Source organism: Eubacterium sp. AF16-48 (assembly GCF_003479405.1).
Taxonomy (GTDB): Bacteria; Bacillota; Clostridia; order Lachnospirales; family Lachnospiraceae; genus Eubacterium_G; species Eubacterium_G segne.
On sequence record NZ_QUHB01000008.1, the window covers coordinates 1 to 16,442 of the forward strand.

The window sequence follows — 16,442 nt, forward strand, 5'->3', positions numbered from 1 at the left end:
TTCTTTCAGATGCTCCGGGTCAACGTTATCAAGGTTGTGGAGATAGTAAGGGCATTTAGGGTTTATACATTTGTGTATGCGGAAAAAGGATCTGTCTTTAATAGCAACAAGACTGGGGCTACAGTGCGGACAGAAGAAACGCAATGGGGTTGTGGTGTGTTCCCCGGAAGAGAATGTCTGACCACAGACTTTGCACTGATACTGACCGTTATTCCCATTGTTGTCATATATGTAGTGATGAGGCGCACCACAGACAGGACAGCATATATCTTCGGAAATTGTGCGGCCGTTACGTCTCTGTACAGGTTTCAGAAATTTATGATATTTCCATTCGTAATACTTTAGAAGAAACTGCCAGTCCTGTTTGATGAAAGTTTTGATGACAGGAAGTTCATCGGTTTTGAATTTCTGGTATTTCGGAGAGTGGGAATCGTCAAAAGCCCACTGTCTGAGAGGAATATATCTGCAGATAAAATTTAAAAGCCAGCAGTTTTGTTGGTAAAGGTATTGAATTAATTAAAGTAGATAAAGTATAATGTCCATGAGCATTGTCTCCTTTGTCGTTGTATAAAGTTGATTTCGTCGTTGACATTATACCAAAAAAGGGAGGTCAATGCTCTTTTTATTGCAAACTCCCTAAAAATAAAGGTTTTATAAAGAAAATAGGGTAGTAAATTTGACACTACCATAAAACAAGGAGAGATTCGCATATGGAAAAAGTAATTGAAGTTAGCAATTTAACAAAGGAATACAAGGAAAAAAAGGCGGTTGATAATTTATCCTTTGATGTATACGAAGGGGAAATTTTAGGGCTTTTAGGCCCCAATGGCAGTGGAAAAAGTACAACAATCAATTCTATTTTGGCACTGCTAAAGTATCAGGGAGGCAGTATAAAAATTTTCGGGGAGGAAATGAAACCGGACTCTTATGACATAAAGGCAAAAATAGGTGTAATTTTTCAGGATGTTGCAGTGTTTAACGAATTAAACGTATATGACAACATCAACTATTTTTGTGGCTTGTACATTAAAGATAAAAATACCAGAAAGCAGTATGTGGAAGATGCAATTAATTTAGTAGGTCTTGGGGAATTTAAAAAATACCTGCCAAAGCAGTTATCAGGAGGTCTTTTAAGGAGACTTAATATTGCCTGCGGAATTGCCCACAAGCCAAAGCTGATTTTTTTAGATGAACCTACAGTTGCCGTTGACCCTCAAAGCAGAAATAATATTTTAGACGGTATTAAAAAGTTAAGGGATAATGGGGCAACTATTGTTTACACAACTCATTACATGGAAGAAGTAGAAATCCTTTGCGACAGAATTATTATTTTGGACAAAGGAAAAATAATTGCTCAGGGAACAAGTGAAGAATTAAAGAAAGAGGCTAACATAGAAGAGAAGATACAGCGTGTAGGGCCTACATTAAATGATGTATTTTTAAAACTTACAGGAAAGGAATTAAGAGACTAATGTTTTTACATAATTTAAAATATACAATTAAAACATTGTTTAAAAATAAAATACTAATCTTCTGGACTTTCGCCTTTCCTATTATTCTTGGAATATTTTTTAATATGGCATTTTCTAACATAGAAAAAGATGAAAAATTAAAGGTGTTTGACATTGCCGTAGTTAATGACAGCCAGTTTGAAAATCAGAAAATATATCAGGAGGCATTAAAAGAACTGTCAGCTGATGACAGCGAGAATAAGCTGTTTAACATTAAATATGTTAAAAAAGAAAAGGCGGATTCACTTTTAGATGATTCAGATATAGAAGGTTATATTATATTTAAAAACGAAGAGCCACAGGTGGTGGTAAAGAAAAACGGAACATACCAGACTTTAATTAGGTTTGTTGTAACAGAAATAGGGCAGAACAAGGCTATTATAGAGGATTTAACTAAGAAAACCGTTGAAAATGAAATAGCAAAGGGAAGCACATCATTTGACCCGGAAAAAATTGCCAAAGACATATTGGAAAAGATAAATAATGGACAGGTCAATATGAAAAATATTTCTGCCTCTAATTTAAGCTATATGCAAATTGAATTTTATACCCTTATAGCTATGACGTGTATGTATTGTGGAATGTTAGGACTGACGGCAATTAATAACTGTCTGGCGAATATGAGCAGCAAAGGAAAGAGAATTTCAGTTTCACCTAATAAGAAAAGCATAATTGTTTTAAGCTCGGCAATAGGCTCGTATCTTGTAAGCATGGTGGGAATTGCTATTTTAATACTGTTTTTAAGATTTGTTCTAAAAGTTGATTTTGGAGACAATACCCCTCTTGTGATTCTGCTTTCAGCAGTGGGAGATTTGGCAGGCATTTCAATGGGAGTTTTAATTGCTTCGGTATTTAGGGTGTCAGAGGGAGCAAAAACAGGAATAACCATAGCCATTACTATGTTTTTGTCGGTACTATCAGGTATGATGGGAGTTACTCTCAAGTATGTAATTGACAAAAACGTGCCGGTTATAAATCTGATTAATCCTAACAATTTAATTACAGACGGATTTTATTCACTGTATTATTACGATACATTAGACAGATATTTAAGGGATGTTACATACTTACTGGTATTTGTTGTAATCTGCCTGACAATTTCTTTCATAAGTTTAAGGAGGGAAAAGTATGACAGTATTTAAAACAATTCTTAAAATTTTAAATAAATTAAAGGGAATGCTGATTTTATATACGGTAATGTTAGTTGCCATTACAGCCATAAATCAGTCGGCAGGCAACAGCACCACTAATTTTGAAGAGTCAAAACCGGATATTTTAATTGTAAATAATGACAATAACAACACTGTTACTGAAGGATTTGTAGATTATGTCAGCAAACATTGTAAAATAGCGGGCATAGATACAAAGGACAAGGAAAAGATGGATGATGCACTTTTCTACAGAGATGTAAATTTTGTGATTTATATACCAAAAAAATTTGGGGAAGATTTGTTAAATGGCAAAAATCCGGAAATTAAATACAAAACAACAGGAGACGAGTATGCATCTTACAGCGAAATGCTGGTGGAAAAATACATAAAGACAGTGCTGGTTTATAAAGATTACTATAGTGGAAGTGAATTAGTAAGGAAGGTAAATAGTGCTGTGGAAACTGAGGCTAAAGTTACGATTAAAAGTTCTCTTGATACTTCAAAGTTAGGAAGCATGACCAGTTACTTTAATTTCCTAAATTACGCTCTTTTAGCCGGATGCGTGTATTGCATTAGCATGATTTTAGCCAGTATTAATGAAGAAAATGTTAGAAAACGAACCATTATCAGTAGCTTCAGCTACAAAAAATATAATAGAATTGTATTATTTTCAAATGCCATTGTTATTCTGGCAATGTGGGTGTTATATATGATTTTAAGTGCTATTCTCTTTAAAAATTCAATGTTTACATCAAATGGTCTGGCATATGTAATAAATTCTTTTATATTTGCCATATGTAGTCTGACAATTGGATTTTTAATAGGAAACATTACTCAAAACAAAAATGCCATAGGCGGCATAGTAAATGTAATTGCTCTTGGAACTTCATTTTTGTGCGGTTGTTTCGTACCTTTTGAATATATGCCGGACTATGTACTAAAAATAGCCCATGTTCTTCCAACATATTATTTTGTGGAAAACAATGAGTTGATAAAAAGTATGGAAACATTGGACTTTAACGGAATAAAACCGTTGCTTATTAATGGTGGGATTGTTATAGGATTTAGTGTGGCATTTATAATTCTGACAAATCTTGTAAGCAGGAAAAAGCAGGTAGTTGGTTAAATGAAAAAATTTAGTGGCAGTGAAAGGACAGTTTCTATCAGGTAGAAATCATTCTTTTGCTGCCACTGTTTTTTTTTATCAATATAAACTTCGGAAATATAATTATACCTCCGTATTAATATCAATAATAATTTTATTACATCCCCTACATAAATAAGCATCAACATAAGTCTGGGTTAAAAAACTGGTGAGTTTTACGTTTTTTGAACGACGTTCATTAGATTTCCATTTTAACGCATATCTGTCTTGCTTCAGTTTACCTTCTTCCATTTTAGCATTACAATACGGACATTCCATAATTATTCACCTCCTGTAGTTTCAAATTATCATAGGAATAAAAAATTACCTTTAATTTATGTTTAAAGAGTACCATTGGAAAAATTTATTGTCAATAATAGTCGTTGCTTAAAGAAATTCTAGATAATATAATATATAAGAGAACTATGGTTGAGGTCAGCAGAAAAGAACCTGAAGTAAAATAAATAAAAGTTACATAGGAAAGGAAAAGTTATGAAAAATAAGCTTAAGTTAAACGGAATTTTATTAATATTAGCATTATTGGTTGTATGTACAATAACAGCAGCTAACATGGCTAAGGCAGCAGGAACGGTGGTATATGATTATAACAACACCACATTTGGACAAAGGACCAAAGATGATGTGGCAGCAGAGTATTCAAAGGCAAAAAATGCAGGGGAGACGTATGGTGACGGGCAGGAATCTACGTATTATTCCACACCGGCATCCATAGAGGCACCATACAATCAGGGAATTTTAACAGATGATACATTAGCTTCTATGGAGGCAATGACTAATTTTTACAGATATCTTACAGGGGCAAAGCCTCTTTTGAAAAAATGCGTTCAAAATGAGTCATTGCAGTATCAGGCTTTAGATAGAAACTTTCAATTTGACCATTATATAAGTAATAGCAGTAAGCCAGATGACATGGATGATGAATTGTGGCAAAAAGGTTTTAATCTTGACCATAATATACTTGCCATGTATGCAACTCCTTTCGGTTCAATTACCAGTTGGATGAATGAAGGATATAGTCTGTCAAATGGAACATGGGATACAACAGGACACAGAATGGCATTGATTTCACCTCAATATTCAAGTGTCCAGTTTGGATATAGCGGACATGTTTCCATTGGAAAAATATGTGAAAGCAGGAATACCGAATACACAGAGCCTTTTTCAGCATTTCCGGCAGCAGGTTATATGCCTGATAATGTTGTGTATCCTGATGAATGTGTATGGTCAACTTATTTAAATAAAGATTATGTAAAGGTTCAGAACCCAGGGAATGTTTTAATTACGGTAAAGAATCTTACAACAGGAGAAAGCTATATATGTAAATCTTCGGATTCTACCGCTAGTATATCTACTTCAACTATTGATTTTGTTCAGCCTAAAGATGCAACAAATCATAAATATGTAGATAATTATAGTGTTACCATAACCGGGTTAAAAGATGTAAAAACAGGCGATGATGCCACAATAAAATATGAAGTGAAATTTTTTGATGTGTCACAGCTGGCACAATCTTATGTAAAGAGTGTATCACCGGAGGGCTTTTCTAAATTAGTTGTTTATAAGAGTATGAATGATACAGAGAGTCTTAAAAAAATAGCAGCAGTATTACCTAAAAAGGTAAAGATTGTGGCAGACAGTGGCTTAGAAGCAACAGTTGGTTTAAAGGGTGACTGGGTTTTAGATGAAAAAAATAAATGCTACACAAATGAGGCAAAACCGGAGGATTTGCCGGGAAATATTTCGGATAAATTAGGTATACTTAAAAAGATTTCAGTAACCTATGAAATATCAGATGACAGATATGATGCCTACAACAGGATTGGCATAAAAGGTACGGTAGCAGAAGGTAATACTGTAAAAATGTATGTTTACAGAACTATGATGTCTGCACAGCATAGTAAGATTTTTAAAATTTATAATAAGGGAAATGGAATTTATTCAGGCATTGAAAAGTTTGACAGATATACATCAAAGGAATTTGATGCAGAGGAGAGTTCCAAAACAGAGTATCCTTATGATTATTATAATTTTGGACCGTTAAAGGTTTCAGACAGTGGTGAGTACATTTCCATTTATTATTCTGATGACGAATATTTTAAAGAGGCTTATGTATCTGTATCAATTGTGAATATTAATATAAAGTCGACAGAAACCACAGAACCGGGAACGACAAAACCGGAGCCGGGAACGACAAAACCGGAGCCGGGAACGACAAAACCGGAGCCGGGAACGACAGAACCGGGAACGACGGAACCGGGAACAACAGAACCGGGAACCACAAAATCGGAGCCGGGAACGACAAAACCGGAGCCGGGAACGACAGAACCGGGAACGACAGAACCGGGAACCACAAAACCGGAGCCGGGAACAACAGAGCCGGGAACGACGGAACCGGGAACCACAGAACCGGAGCCGGGAACGACAGAACCGGGAACCACAAAACCGGAACCGGGAACAGTGAAACCGACAAACACTAAAAAAGATCAAAAGGTATCAAAATTCAAAAAAAATAAACCAACCTTAAAAGTTAAGGCGAAGAAGAAAAGAGTAAAACTTCTAATTGGTAAGGTGGTTGGTGCCACAAAATATCAGGTTAGATACAAACAGGGTAAAAAGTGGAAAACAAAGTATACCAAGAGCAGAGCTTTGACAATAAAGAAGCTTAAAAGCAAAAAGAAAGTAAAAATTCAAGTAAGAGCTGTGATGGTATATGAAAAAAAGAAGGTATATGGTTTGTGGGTGAAGAAAAGCGTAAGGGTGAAATAATATAATTGAGCCGGTTATTAATCATTGCAGGTTAAAGGAGCATATATGAAGAGAGTTGTAAGTTTATTTTTAATTGTTGTTATGGCATTTTCTATTATTCCAAATGGAATTGTATTGGCAGGTAATGATAAAATATCTAATCATGATGTTATAGATACAGTGGCTGAAATTGCCACCAGGGATAAATATGATGGAAGGGATTATGGAATAATAACACCGGTTAAGGACCAGGGAAATAGTAACCTTTGCTGGGCATATTCATCCATGGCGGTAGCCGAGGCTTCAATACTGAAATCAGGGATTGATAAAACCGTTACTAAGGATACTTTATCACTAAATCCTGTTGCGGCAGCTTACAGAGTGTACAAAAGGGAGGCTGACCCGCTGGGAAATACGGGTGGAGATTGGCAGTCGGTGGATTATACCCAAAAGGCGGGGGATCCACTGAAAATTGTTAAGTTATGTTCTATGTGGTGGGCTCCCGTTAAAGGAAATGATGCAACGGTTAATCCCTATGAAAATCCTGCATATAGATTTGAAAATGCATTTTATATTCCGGATAACAGTGGAGATTCTGAACAGTATATAAAATCTGTAAAAGAGGCTATTGCAAAATATGGCGGGGTAACTTTTCAGTACAATAATTTAAGAGAAACAACCTATTATAATCCTAAAAATGAAAAAGGTACGGAAATATCACCTCATGCATGCACCATAATTGGTTGGGATGATAATATTCCAGCAGAAAATTTTGTGCCGGGAGGTGCTAAAAGAAACGGTGGCTGGCTTGTGAAAAACAGTTACAAAAGTCAGGAATATTTCTGGCTTTCCTACGATAATACAAGCTCATGTTCATACGCCTTTACTTTTGCACCTAAGGAGAAATACGATTACAATTATTATTATGATGGAGGAATGGATGACTTTGCGTTGCGAAATGATAAGGTAATGGCAAATGTTTTTAAGGCGCAAAAGGGTGGAACAAATGGCAAGGACGAATACATTAAAGCTGTAAATGTTGCTGTAAGCGGTGAAAATGTTAAGGTTGAAGTTAAAGTATATAAAAATATTGACAATCCTTATGGTGGTCAGGAAAATGTTCCTACATCCGGTGGATATGAGGCGGCAACAACTTCTGCAACCTATGAACATGGCGGATATGTAACGGTGGAACTGGATTCTCCGGTGAAAGTGGAAAAAGATGAATGGTTTTCCACAGTAGTTAAGGTATCAAATGACAAAGGCGATGCTAAAATCATGACATCATACAAAAATTCCAAGGAAATGTCCTATGTTGGAGGTGAAAACAACTGGTCAAATTTAAAAAATTATGTAGGAAGAATTAAGGTATATACAAAGTTAGAGGACAAACAGCAGGAGCAGTCAAAAACAACAGGGAACTTTACCAATTTAATTGTAATGGCACGTTTTGATGATGAAGAGGAATTTACCGATGCATTGTATCAGGGAACTTCCGTAAGAAAGTTAACGGATAATTCTTATAATACAGGATTTTATAGCGTATCGGATTACTACAGGAATGTGTCCAATAACAATTTACAGATAGATAACCTATATTTATTTAATAAGGGCGGTTCCATTAAATTATCTAAAAAGCGTGGCTATTATGCTGAGTATAGCGATGAAAATCCTATAGGTTACACTAATGAAAGTGAACGTATGGAGCGTATGTATGAACTGAAAGAAGACTGGTCTGAAGCAATAAACAATGCAATTGCTCAGGGCAATAAAATTACAAATTATGATGGAACCAAAACATATGGCTCTGATGATTTGGATAAAAACAATGATGGCAAAATAGATGCCATCACAATAATATATAAAAACACAACTCAGAAAATATCGGTAAGTTGGGCATCACCTTTATGGAATTATAAGGATTATTGGGGAAATGTCACCATTAATACCGGTACAAAAACATTAACAAGCGGATATTACGTGCAGCTGACTAATTCCTATGATTATCTTTATAAAAGCAGTGATAATAATCTTATGTTTTCAATAGGTGTTGCAGCTCATGAAATGGGACATATTCTTGGATTTAAAGACCTTTATAATTCCACAGGCAGTTCCCCGGTTTACTATATGTCTGCTATGGCAAAACATATGTCACCATTGCCTCAGTTTATTTCTTTAAAGGAAAGAGAGGCAAAGGGATGGATTACCGGTGATAATTTAAAGACCATTAAATCAAAGGGAGAGTATACATTAAAGGCATCAGGAACCTTTGGAACATCTGATATAGTGGGATATAAATTAAATATAAAAGGTACAAACAAAACTTTATATTTAGAATATAGAAATTTTGGTGAAAACGGAAATAAATATGATTGTCAGTCAAGGGACTTTTATAAAGCAGACGGAACTAAGTTAAAGGGTTTATCCATTACATCAGGACTGGTATGTTATGTGGCAGACAAAGAAACAAAATTTCCTAATAATATGAATTGTACTACCTCAAAATGGAATTATGAGGTTTTAGGTGGAGTATACTCCACGAAATCAGATGCCCCGTTAAAAGAAAATCAGGAATTGGATATTTATGATAAAATAAATGTGCACGTAACGGAAATAAGTGGTGATACATTAAAGTTTGAGATAGATGGAGATTTTGAGGAGGTAACGGAAGAAACAAGCAGCCAGCCGGAGACGGAAACAGAGAGTGAAACAGAAACAAGTGGTCAGCCGGAGACGGAAACAGAGAGTGAAACAGCAACAAGTAGCCAACCGGAGACGGAAACAGAGAGCGAAACAGCAACAAGTAGCCAACCGGAGACGGAAACAACCACGGAAAAGGAAAGTGTCTCTGAGTCGTCAACAGTTATAGAGCCGGAAAAAGATACGACGGAACCGGAAACAATAACGGAGGTAGAACCTACTACAGCACCAGAGACACCAAAAGAATCTGTCACAGTGAAACCGGAGCAGACAACTCCTAAAGTTACCATTGAAGCAACAACGATTAGAAAAAATAAGACTGTATCAAAGTTCAAAAAAAGAAAACCAACTTTAAAAGTTAAGGCGAAGAAGAAAAGTGTAAAACTTCTAATTGGTAAGGTAGTTGGTGCCACAAAATATCAGGTTAGATACAAACAGGGTAAAAAGTGGAAAACAAAGTATACCAAGAACAGAGCTTTGACAATAAAGAAGCTGAAAAGCAAAAAGAAAGTAAAAATTCAGGTAAGAGCCGTGATGGTATATGGAAAAAAGAAGGTATATGGTTTGTGGGTGAAGAAAAGCGTAAGGGTGAAATAACACCAATACATCTTTTGCGAAACAGGTTGTGGAGCTTGTGAATAAGGAGAGAAGTAAAGCAGGCTTAAATGCTTTGTCAATTGATGAAAATATTGAAACTGCTGCTATGGTAAGAAGTAAGGAAATAGAAAAATCATTTTCTCATACAAGACCTAATGGAAGCAGCTTTAGCACGGCATTATCTGAAAATGGAGTAAAATTTATGGGTGCCGGTGAAAACATAGCATGGGGACAGAGAAGCCCTGAAGAAGTAATGAATGGATGGATGAACAGTTCAGGACATAGAGCGAATATTCTAAATTCCAGCTTCAAAAAAATAGGTGTGGCATATTATGTAGGAGCAAACGGAAGGACATATTGGACACAGTTGTTTACTTACTAAAAATTATAATGCATGAGACGAAAACAGATGGTATGGCTCCATCTGTTTCTTTAGCTGGTATATAACACGGTTTTTGCAACAAAATTTTTAGCAAATATCAATCTTCTGGTACAAAAACATATTTGTATATGATAAAATTGTAAGGGAATTTTTGGAATATTAATAATAAAACTAAAGGAGAAAAATTATGCCAGTTTTTGATTTTAAGAATACACCGGATGATAAGAAGAAAAGCGAATGTACTTATACCACATTTCGTTCAAGCGAAAGCGAAGCATCAGCTAATCATCCTATAATGATATTAGATAACAGTGACAGAAAGTGGAAACATCATTCCAGTGGTGTTTTTACCAATCCAAACACAAAAACAGCTTTTGAATTTAATGAAGAAGATGGTACGGTAAGCGCTAATATCCTGAAAATTGATTCAAGATTTGTGAGTCTTCTTAAATGGTTAGGGGAAAATCACATTAGTGTTAGACTGTCAGGAGAAAATCAGGAAGATGGCTATGCTGTTTATAAAATAAGGGAAACAGCTTTTGGTGGTGGCACAAAACTTTCAGCTGAAGATGGATTTCTTCAGTTTATGATTGAAAGATTATTAGCAAGTAATCCACCAAAAGAGGAAATAGAAGATGAGGATATGGAAGAAGATGGAGACAGCATGAAGCTGACCAGTCTTCAAAGTATTACGGATTTCATGAATTGTGCCGGACGTACATTGCCGGACAATATACGTTTATGGGCAAGGAGAAACTTAGCTGTGGCACGTTCTAATGAAGTGTCCCAGGAGGAAAGACATCATGCCCAAAGAGCCCTTTCCATTATGATGAACATTCAGTGGAAAAATAATTATTTCGAGGCAATTGATCCGGATGAAGCCCGTAGAATTTTGGATGAAGAGCTTTATGGAATGGAAAAGGTTAAGCAGAGAATCATAGAAACAATTATTCAGATTAACCGTACCCATACACTTCCGGCATATGGACTTCTTTTAGTCGGACCGGCAGGAACCGGCAAATCCCAGATTGCTTACGCAGTGGCACGTATTTTGAAACTACCGTGGACAACCCTTGATATGAGTTCTATCAATGACCCTGAACAGCTTACAGGTTCATCCCGTATTTATTCCAATGCAAAGCCGGGAATTATTATGGAAGCCTTCTCTATGGCAGGAGAGTCAAATCTGGTATTTATAATTAACGAGTTGGACAAGGCAACGTCAGGAAAAGGTAATGGTAATCCGGCAGATGTACTGCTTACTCTTTTGGATAATCTTGGATTTACGGACAATTATATGGAATGTATGATACCGACCGTTGGTGTTTATCCTATAGCAACTGCCAACGATAAGTCACAAATAAGCGCTCCGCTTATGTCAAGATTTGCAGTAATAGACATACCGGACTACACACCGGAAGAAAAAAGAATTATTTTCTCTCAATTTGCATTGCCTAAGATACTAAAGAAAATTGGTCTTAAGGAAAATGAGTGCATTATGACACCGGAAGCGGTGGATGCAGTTATTGAGATTTATAAAAATACAAGTGGTATCAGGGATTTGGAGCAGGCAGCAGAACATATTACGGCAAATGCACTTTACCGGATAGAAGTAAATCATGTTAAGTCAGTAACATTTGATGCTGACATGGTTAGAGAATTGTTAGCATAAGGAGGTAATCTATGCTCCACTACAATGATTTATCTAAAGAATTACAGGAAAGAATCCTTGATGACCGTAAAAATCACCGGGATAATCCGTATGCATTTTTAAATGAAGATGTTCTTAGAAGGAATATGAGCCATGATAAAAACAAGCTTCTGCGTCCGGCTTTTGTAAGGGATTGCGAGAAAATAATGCACCTTCCCATGTACAATCGTTATGCGGACAAAACACAGGTTTTTTCATTATACAAAAATGACGATATATCAAGACGTTCAAGTCATGTACAGTTGGTGTCAAGAATTGCCAGAAACATTGGAGGCTTGTTGGGACTTAACACAGACCTTATTGAAGCAATTTCCTTGGGACACGATATCGGGCATACCCCATTTGGACATGCCGGGGAGAGAAAGCTTAACGAACTTTATTTTGGGAGTACGGGAAGATATTTCAATCACAATGTACATAGTGTGCGGGTTTTGGATAAAATTTTTCCTCAAAATCTTAGTATGCAAACCCTTGATGGAATTTTATGTCACAATGGGGAAATGGAACTGGAAAAATATATGCCACGGGAATATGCAGATTTTAAGATTTTTGATGAAAAAGTAGAAGAATGTTATAAGGACAAGGATGCTAACAGACGGTTGGTGCCTGCAACTTTGGAAGCCTGCGTAATGCGTATTTCAGATATTATTGCTTATTTAGGGAAGGATCGTCAGGATGCCCAAAAATTGGGATTGTTTGAAAAGGAACCGGATTTCTTTGGTGGGAAGATAGGTAATACAAATGCAGAAATAATCAACAATATGATTGTAAATATTGTGGAAAACAGTTATGGCAAAAACTATCTGAAAATGGACAAAGATTACTTTGAAGCATTTTCCCAGGGAAAAAAGGAAAATTATGAAATGATCTATGGAAACGTCAAAGTTGGTAAGGTCTATGAAGAAGAAATTAATCCTATGATGGAGGAAATATATTTAAGGCTTCTTAAGGATGCAAAATCTCATAATAAGGAATCTGTTTTGTACAAACACCATATAGCATATGTAAAAAAAATGACAGGATATTATTCTGATGTAGATTATGAGGAAAATACTCCGGATGATATTGTAGTTGACTACATTGCCAGCATGACAGATGATTATTTTGTGGATTTATACAAGTATTTATTCCCTAAGGGAAAACATGAAGTAAAATATATAGGATATTTTAATGAATAAAAAAGCTTTGCAGGTTTGTATAAAATCTGCAAAGCTTCTTCTATGTGGTTTAAAAATAATTATTCTGCTGAAACCCAAAGTGCCGGACGGGCATATAGGTTTATGGCAGATACAGGATAGCCGTATGTCATAATGTGTCCGTAAGCTGAAAATTGAGCTGTTGACTGAGTCTGACCCGGTTCAATAAGCCAACATGTTCTGTCGTTATTATTTAAAGTTTTCTGATATTTCAATTCCTGCTGACTGTTTAAAATAAATACTTTGTCAGTGGTAGACTCACCACCTACAGTTTTATAATCTGCATTATCAGAAATTGTAATTTCAGTATCTGCAATATATTTTTGAGCTTCCGTACTAAATGCTTCATTTAAAAACTTCCCATTTAAATATTTGCGAAGAGTACAATCATGCCATGTGGTAGCTTTTGCTTCCTCGTTGTAAGGAAGTCCCAGTACAGGAACCAATTTTACAAGAAGATAATCAGAACCGTTCTTATCCACAAGCAACCAGTGATACTCACCAAAAAATACAGTTGAACCAATTTTTGAAGTTTTAATAATTTGTAATTCAACTTCTGCCAGCTTTGAGGCACTATCCTGATAATCTCCCAGTAGCTGGTAGGTTTTAAGGGCTGTTTTGTAGTCCTTATTCTTTACACATTCACCTGCATATTCATATCTGCTTCTGGTGCAAAGTTCTTTACTGTCACTGTAGTTTTCATCTTCTAAGCCTTTAAACATTTTGTAAGCTTTTTCGTAGTTTCCTACTTTTTCATAATATGAAGCACGGGCATATCTTCCCGGCTGGGTTTTAAAGTATATTGCTCCACCAATAGCACCAAGGACCAAAACACCACACACAATTAAAATAATAAGTCCTACATGGTGATTTTTTTTATTCTTTTTCTCAGTAGGAACTGTAGGAAGAACTTCCTTTTCGTCTTTGGCAAGTTCATCGTGTTCAGCTGCCTTTTTTAAACAAGCCTCGTACTTAGCAGGAGAGTCTTTGTAATCTCCCAATGATTTGTATATTTCGGCAATTTCCCTGTACATATCGGCTTTATCTTTGTTTCTTAAAAAGTTATGAATGGCTTTTTGCAGTTTGTCTGCACGAATATATTTTCCTTCCAAAATTTCATTTGATTCCGCCATAATCTTATCCTCCTATATAATATGTAGTGCCCCCTCTCTTCGGTTAGTGGCAATTCATTGGAAACATCCTGAAAAATAAACTTCGCTCATTTTGTTTCCTTTTTCCTATTTAACATACCTATTATACAACGTAATGTAAAGTTCACAAGGGAAAACTGATAACTAGTATACCACAAATAAATATTTCTACCACCGAAACAGTAAAAAAATATGGATTATGTTTAAGGGAATGATTGATATTAGATTTAAATAATGTATAATGTTGGTGGACAAATAACCGGATTCATAAGATAAGAGAGGGAAAACACGTGAAGAAGATTTTTAAGGGAACTGTAAGAAAAATAATCACAATATTATTAATTTTGGTATGTTTAGCAGGTGTGACATATTTTGGAATAGGAAAATATACAGCATACATGAACAAAACCACCAAACTGGGATTTGAAAATATTGGAGAATTGGCTACCCAGTCGGCATATTGCACCGGAGTAGGTTCAACAGATGATTGGAGAAAAATGTTTGGCTCCATAAAGATTCCATTTACTGAAAGTAAATATGTTTTTAGCTGTGATGTGGTTATAAAGGCAGGTTACGATTTTGCTGATATAGACTATGATGTTGAACGTAAAGAAAAAGTAGTTACCGTTCACATGCCGGAGGCAAAAATACTAAGTTCAGAATTAAAACTGGATTCTTTTAAGGTATATCATCAGCAGGAAAGCATTTTCAATAACATAAAGGTTGAAGAAAATCTTGAGGAGCTTAAAAAACTGAAAAAGCAGACAGAGGAAGATGCCAAGGCAAATGGTTTACTGGAGAATGCAAGAACAAATGCGGAAACATTAATTAAGAGTTTTTTAGCACAAAGCTATAATCAGGATGAATATAAATATGTATTTAAGGATAAGTAAGAGGCGTAACAAATGAAGAAAAAATTATTAATAGGAATAGGTATTGTAGTAGGAATTATAGTGCTGTTTTATTTGGGACTGATGGCAACAAGATAATAGTAAAAAAAGTATAAAACCGGTAAGAGGAAAGCTAAAATCCACTTACCGGTTTTTTTATGGGAAAATATTTTGTCATTGTATGTAATAACAATTAAAAAATATATTTGCGAAATTTACAAAGGCTGTGATGAAGCAACCTAATGGACTTCAGAAAGGAGAAGGCAAAAAAAAGAAATATGCCTGGTAAATTTCAATGGAATTTTCAGAGAAAACAGCAAGTATCAAATTCCCTCACGATTCTGTAAAATCAAATTCAGAGGTGATGAAATTGAGTAGCAACGTGGATAATTATTGTGAAATCTATAAGGAGTTAGCGGAGCTAATTGGGGAAACTAACACCAAAAGGATATGGAGTTATTATCGGGGATTATCTGTTCAGTTTCCACAACGTTTGTATTCTAAAGAATTTACGCGAAAATTTATAGCGAAAAATTTAGATACAATGAAACCCAAGGAAATGGCGAAATACCTAAATTTAACTGAAAGACGGGTACGCCAAATAGCAAAGGATGTAAAGGAAATGATGGATGGCTATGAAGAGTTCTTTAATGAATACGTTGATTTTATGAAAAATTATAAAAGTTCCGATAACATTTTAGGAATGGTTGCGGATTATGGAAAATATATGAACAGTTACTTAAGCATGATGAAAAAGTTTGAGGCAATAGACAAAGATGAACTATCCACTGCGGATGCTGCATATTATGTGGAGGTTTCGGGACGAATACTTAAGAAGTTGGCAGAAATCGCACAATAATAACATAACTACTTAACATCATAACAATTGTTATCACCCAGGAAACAGGAAACAGCACAAAAAGACTTTCCAGAGATGGGGAAAGTCTGAATATGGTAAAAATCCAAACAATACGAAGGAAACATGTGCCAATTATTGTGAATATGGCAGGAAGGGTAGAGTGCCTCCTGCCTCTTGGTGCACCAGCCGGTGGCAGTGGTAAAATTTTTGGAATATTTAAAATACAGGGAATAATTTTTACTTAAATTTAATATTACTCCTCCTTACAATTTAACATAGGGCAGATAAAATAAAACCCGATAAGGCTTATCAGACAAGTATTAAATTGAGAATTAAATACACAAAATGAAATGTGCATTTAGTAAAAGCCGTTATGGCAGAAGG

General features: G+C 35.5%; 13 protein-coding genes. 11 read left to right on the top strand and 2 right to left on the bottom strand.

Features of this window, described 5'->3' with window-relative positions:
• The 4 genes from DWW68_RS13905 to DWW68_RS09575 all read left to right on the top strand — a co-directional run.
• Positions 1–345 (top strand): hypothetical protein (locus DWW68_RS13905; protein WP_207665580.1); only part of this gene is annotated, 345 nt, incomplete at its 5' end.
• A 365-nt stretch (positions 346–710) separates the two neighbouring features.
• Positions 711–1,472 (top strand): ABC transporter ATP-binding protein, encoded by a 762-nt coding sequence (locus DWW68_RS09565; RefSeq protein WP_118589714.1) that lies wholly within the window; start codon positions 711–713, stop codon positions 1,470–1,472.
• Positions 1,472–2,653 (top strand): ABC transporter permease, encoded by a 1,182-nt coding sequence (locus DWW68_RS09570; protein WP_118589713.1) that lies wholly within the window; start codon positions 1,472–1,474, stop codon positions 2,651–2,653. The genes DWW68_RS09565 and DWW68_RS09570 overlap by 1 nt, the downstream gene beginning before the upstream one ends.
• The gene (locus DWW68_RS09575) at positions 2,640–3,788 is read left to right on the top strand and encodes an ABC transporter permease (RefSeq protein ID WP_118589712.1); all 1,149 of its coding nucleotides are present in this window, start codon (positions 2,640–2,642) and stop codon (positions 3,786–3,788) included. Before DWW68_RS09570 ends, DWW68_RS09575 begins: the two co-directional genes overlap by 14 nt.
• Positions 3,789–3,890: 102 nt before the next feature.
• Here the strand turns inward: DWW68_RS09575 and DWW68_RS09580 are convergent, their stop codons facing one another.
• Positions 3,891–4,085 (bottom strand): PF20097 family protein, encoded by a 195-nt coding sequence (locus DWW68_RS09580; protein WP_118589711.1) that lies wholly within the window; start codon positions 4,083–4,085, stop codon positions 3,891–3,893.
• A 213-nt stretch (positions 4,086–4,298) separates the two neighbouring features.
• On the opposite strand from DWW68_RS09580, the gene DWW68_RS13610 reads away from it, so the two are divergent.
• The 5 genes from DWW68_RS13610 to DWW68_RS09605 all read left to right on the top strand — a co-directional run bounded on the left by DWW68_RS13610 (position 4,299) and on the right by DWW68_RS09605 (position 13,140).
• Entirely contained in the window at positions 4,299–6,593 is a 2,295-nt protein-coding gene (locus DWW68_RS13610; RefSeq protein WP_199669483.1) for a hypothetical protein, read from the top strand.
• A gap of 45 nt (positions 6,594–6,638) precedes the next feature.
• Positions 6,639–9,869: a lectin like domain-containing protein gene (locus DWW68_RS09590; protein ID WP_118589710.1), complete on the top strand. Its 3,231-nt coding sequence runs from the start codon at positions 6,639–6,641 to the stop codon at positions 9,867–9,869.
• Between the two features lie 37 nt (positions 9,870–9,906).
• Complete coding sequence (locus DWW68_RS09595) at positions 9,907–10,251, top strand: CAP domain-containing protein (protein WP_347497907.1); 345 nt, start codon at positions 9,907–9,909, stop codon at positions 10,249–10,251.
• 187 nt (positions 10,252–10,438) lie between these two features.
• A complete protein-coding gene (locus DWW68_RS09600; RefSeq protein WP_118589708.1) occupies positions 10,439–11,923 on the top strand; it encodes an AAA family ATPase in 1,485 nt (494 codons plus the stop codon).
• An 11-nt stretch (positions 11,924–11,934) separates the two neighbouring features.
• A complete protein-coding gene (locus DWW68_RS09605; protein ID WP_118589707.1) occupies positions 11,935–13,140 on the top strand; it encodes an HD domain-containing protein in 1,206 nt (401 codons plus the stop codon).
• Positions 13,141–13,199: 59 nt separating this feature from the next.
• Here DWW68_RS09605 and DWW68_RS09610 read toward each other — a convergent pair whose 3' ends face one another.
• Entirely contained in the window at positions 13,200–14,291 is a 1,092-nt protein-coding gene (locus DWW68_RS09610) for a DUF6273 domain-containing protein (RefSeq protein ID WP_118589706.1), read from the bottom strand.
• Between the two features lie 308 nt (positions 14,292–14,599).
• On the opposite strand from DWW68_RS09610, the gene DWW68_RS09615 reads away from it, so the two are divergent.
• A complete protein-coding gene (locus DWW68_RS09615; protein WP_243053093.1) occupies positions 14,600–15,202 on the top strand; it encodes a DUF4230 domain-containing protein in 603 nt (200 codons plus the stop codon).
• A 367-nt stretch (positions 15,203–15,569) separates the two neighbouring features.
• The gene (locus DWW68_RS09620; RefSeq protein ID WP_158576869.1) at positions 15,570–16,058 is read left to right on the top strand and encodes a DUF6591 domain-containing protein; all 489 of its coding nucleotides are present in this window, start codon (positions 15,570–15,572) and stop codon (positions 16,056–16,058) included.
• Positions 16,059–16,442 lie beyond the last annotated feature (384 nt).

What these genes read in the sequence shown, in the direction of transcription:
- DWW68_RS09565 (WP_118589714.1), top strand. Translation starts at nt 711, where the DNA reads ATGGAAAAAGTAATTGAAGTTAGCAATTTAACAAAGGAATACAAGGAA.
- DWW68_RS09570 (WP_118589713.1), top strand. Translation starts at nt 1,472, where the DNA reads ATGTTTTTACATAATTTAAAATATACAATTAAAACATTGTTTAAAAAT.
- DWW68_RS09575 (WP_118589712.1), top strand. Translation starts at nt 2,640, where the DNA reads ATGACAGTATTTAAAACAATTCTTAAAATTTTAAATAAATTAAAGGGA.
- DWW68_RS09580 (WP_118589711.1), bottom strand. Translation starts at nt 4,085, where the DNA reads ATGGAATGTCCGTATTGTAATGCTAAAATGGAAGAAGGTAAACTGAAG.
- DWW68_RS13610 (WP_199669483.1), top strand. Translation starts at nt 4,299, where the DNA reads ATGAAAAATAAGCTTAAGTTAAACGGAATTTTATTAATATTAGCATTA.
- DWW68_RS09590 (WP_118589710.1), top strand. Translation starts at nt 6,639, where the DNA reads ATGAAGAGAGTTGTAAGTTTATTTTTAATTGTTGTTATGGCATTTTCT.
- DWW68_RS09600 (WP_118589708.1), top strand. Translation starts at nt 10,439, where the DNA reads ATGCCAGTTTTTGATTTTAAGAATACACCGGATGATAAGAAGAAAAGC.
- DWW68_RS09605 (WP_118589707.1), top strand. Translation starts at nt 11,935, where the DNA reads ATGCTCCACTACAATGATTTATCTAAAGAATTACAGGAAAGAATCCTT.
- DWW68_RS09610 (WP_118589706.1), bottom strand. Translation starts at nt 14,291, where the DNA reads ATGGCGGAATCAAATGAAATTTTGGAAGGAAAATATATTCGTGCAGAC.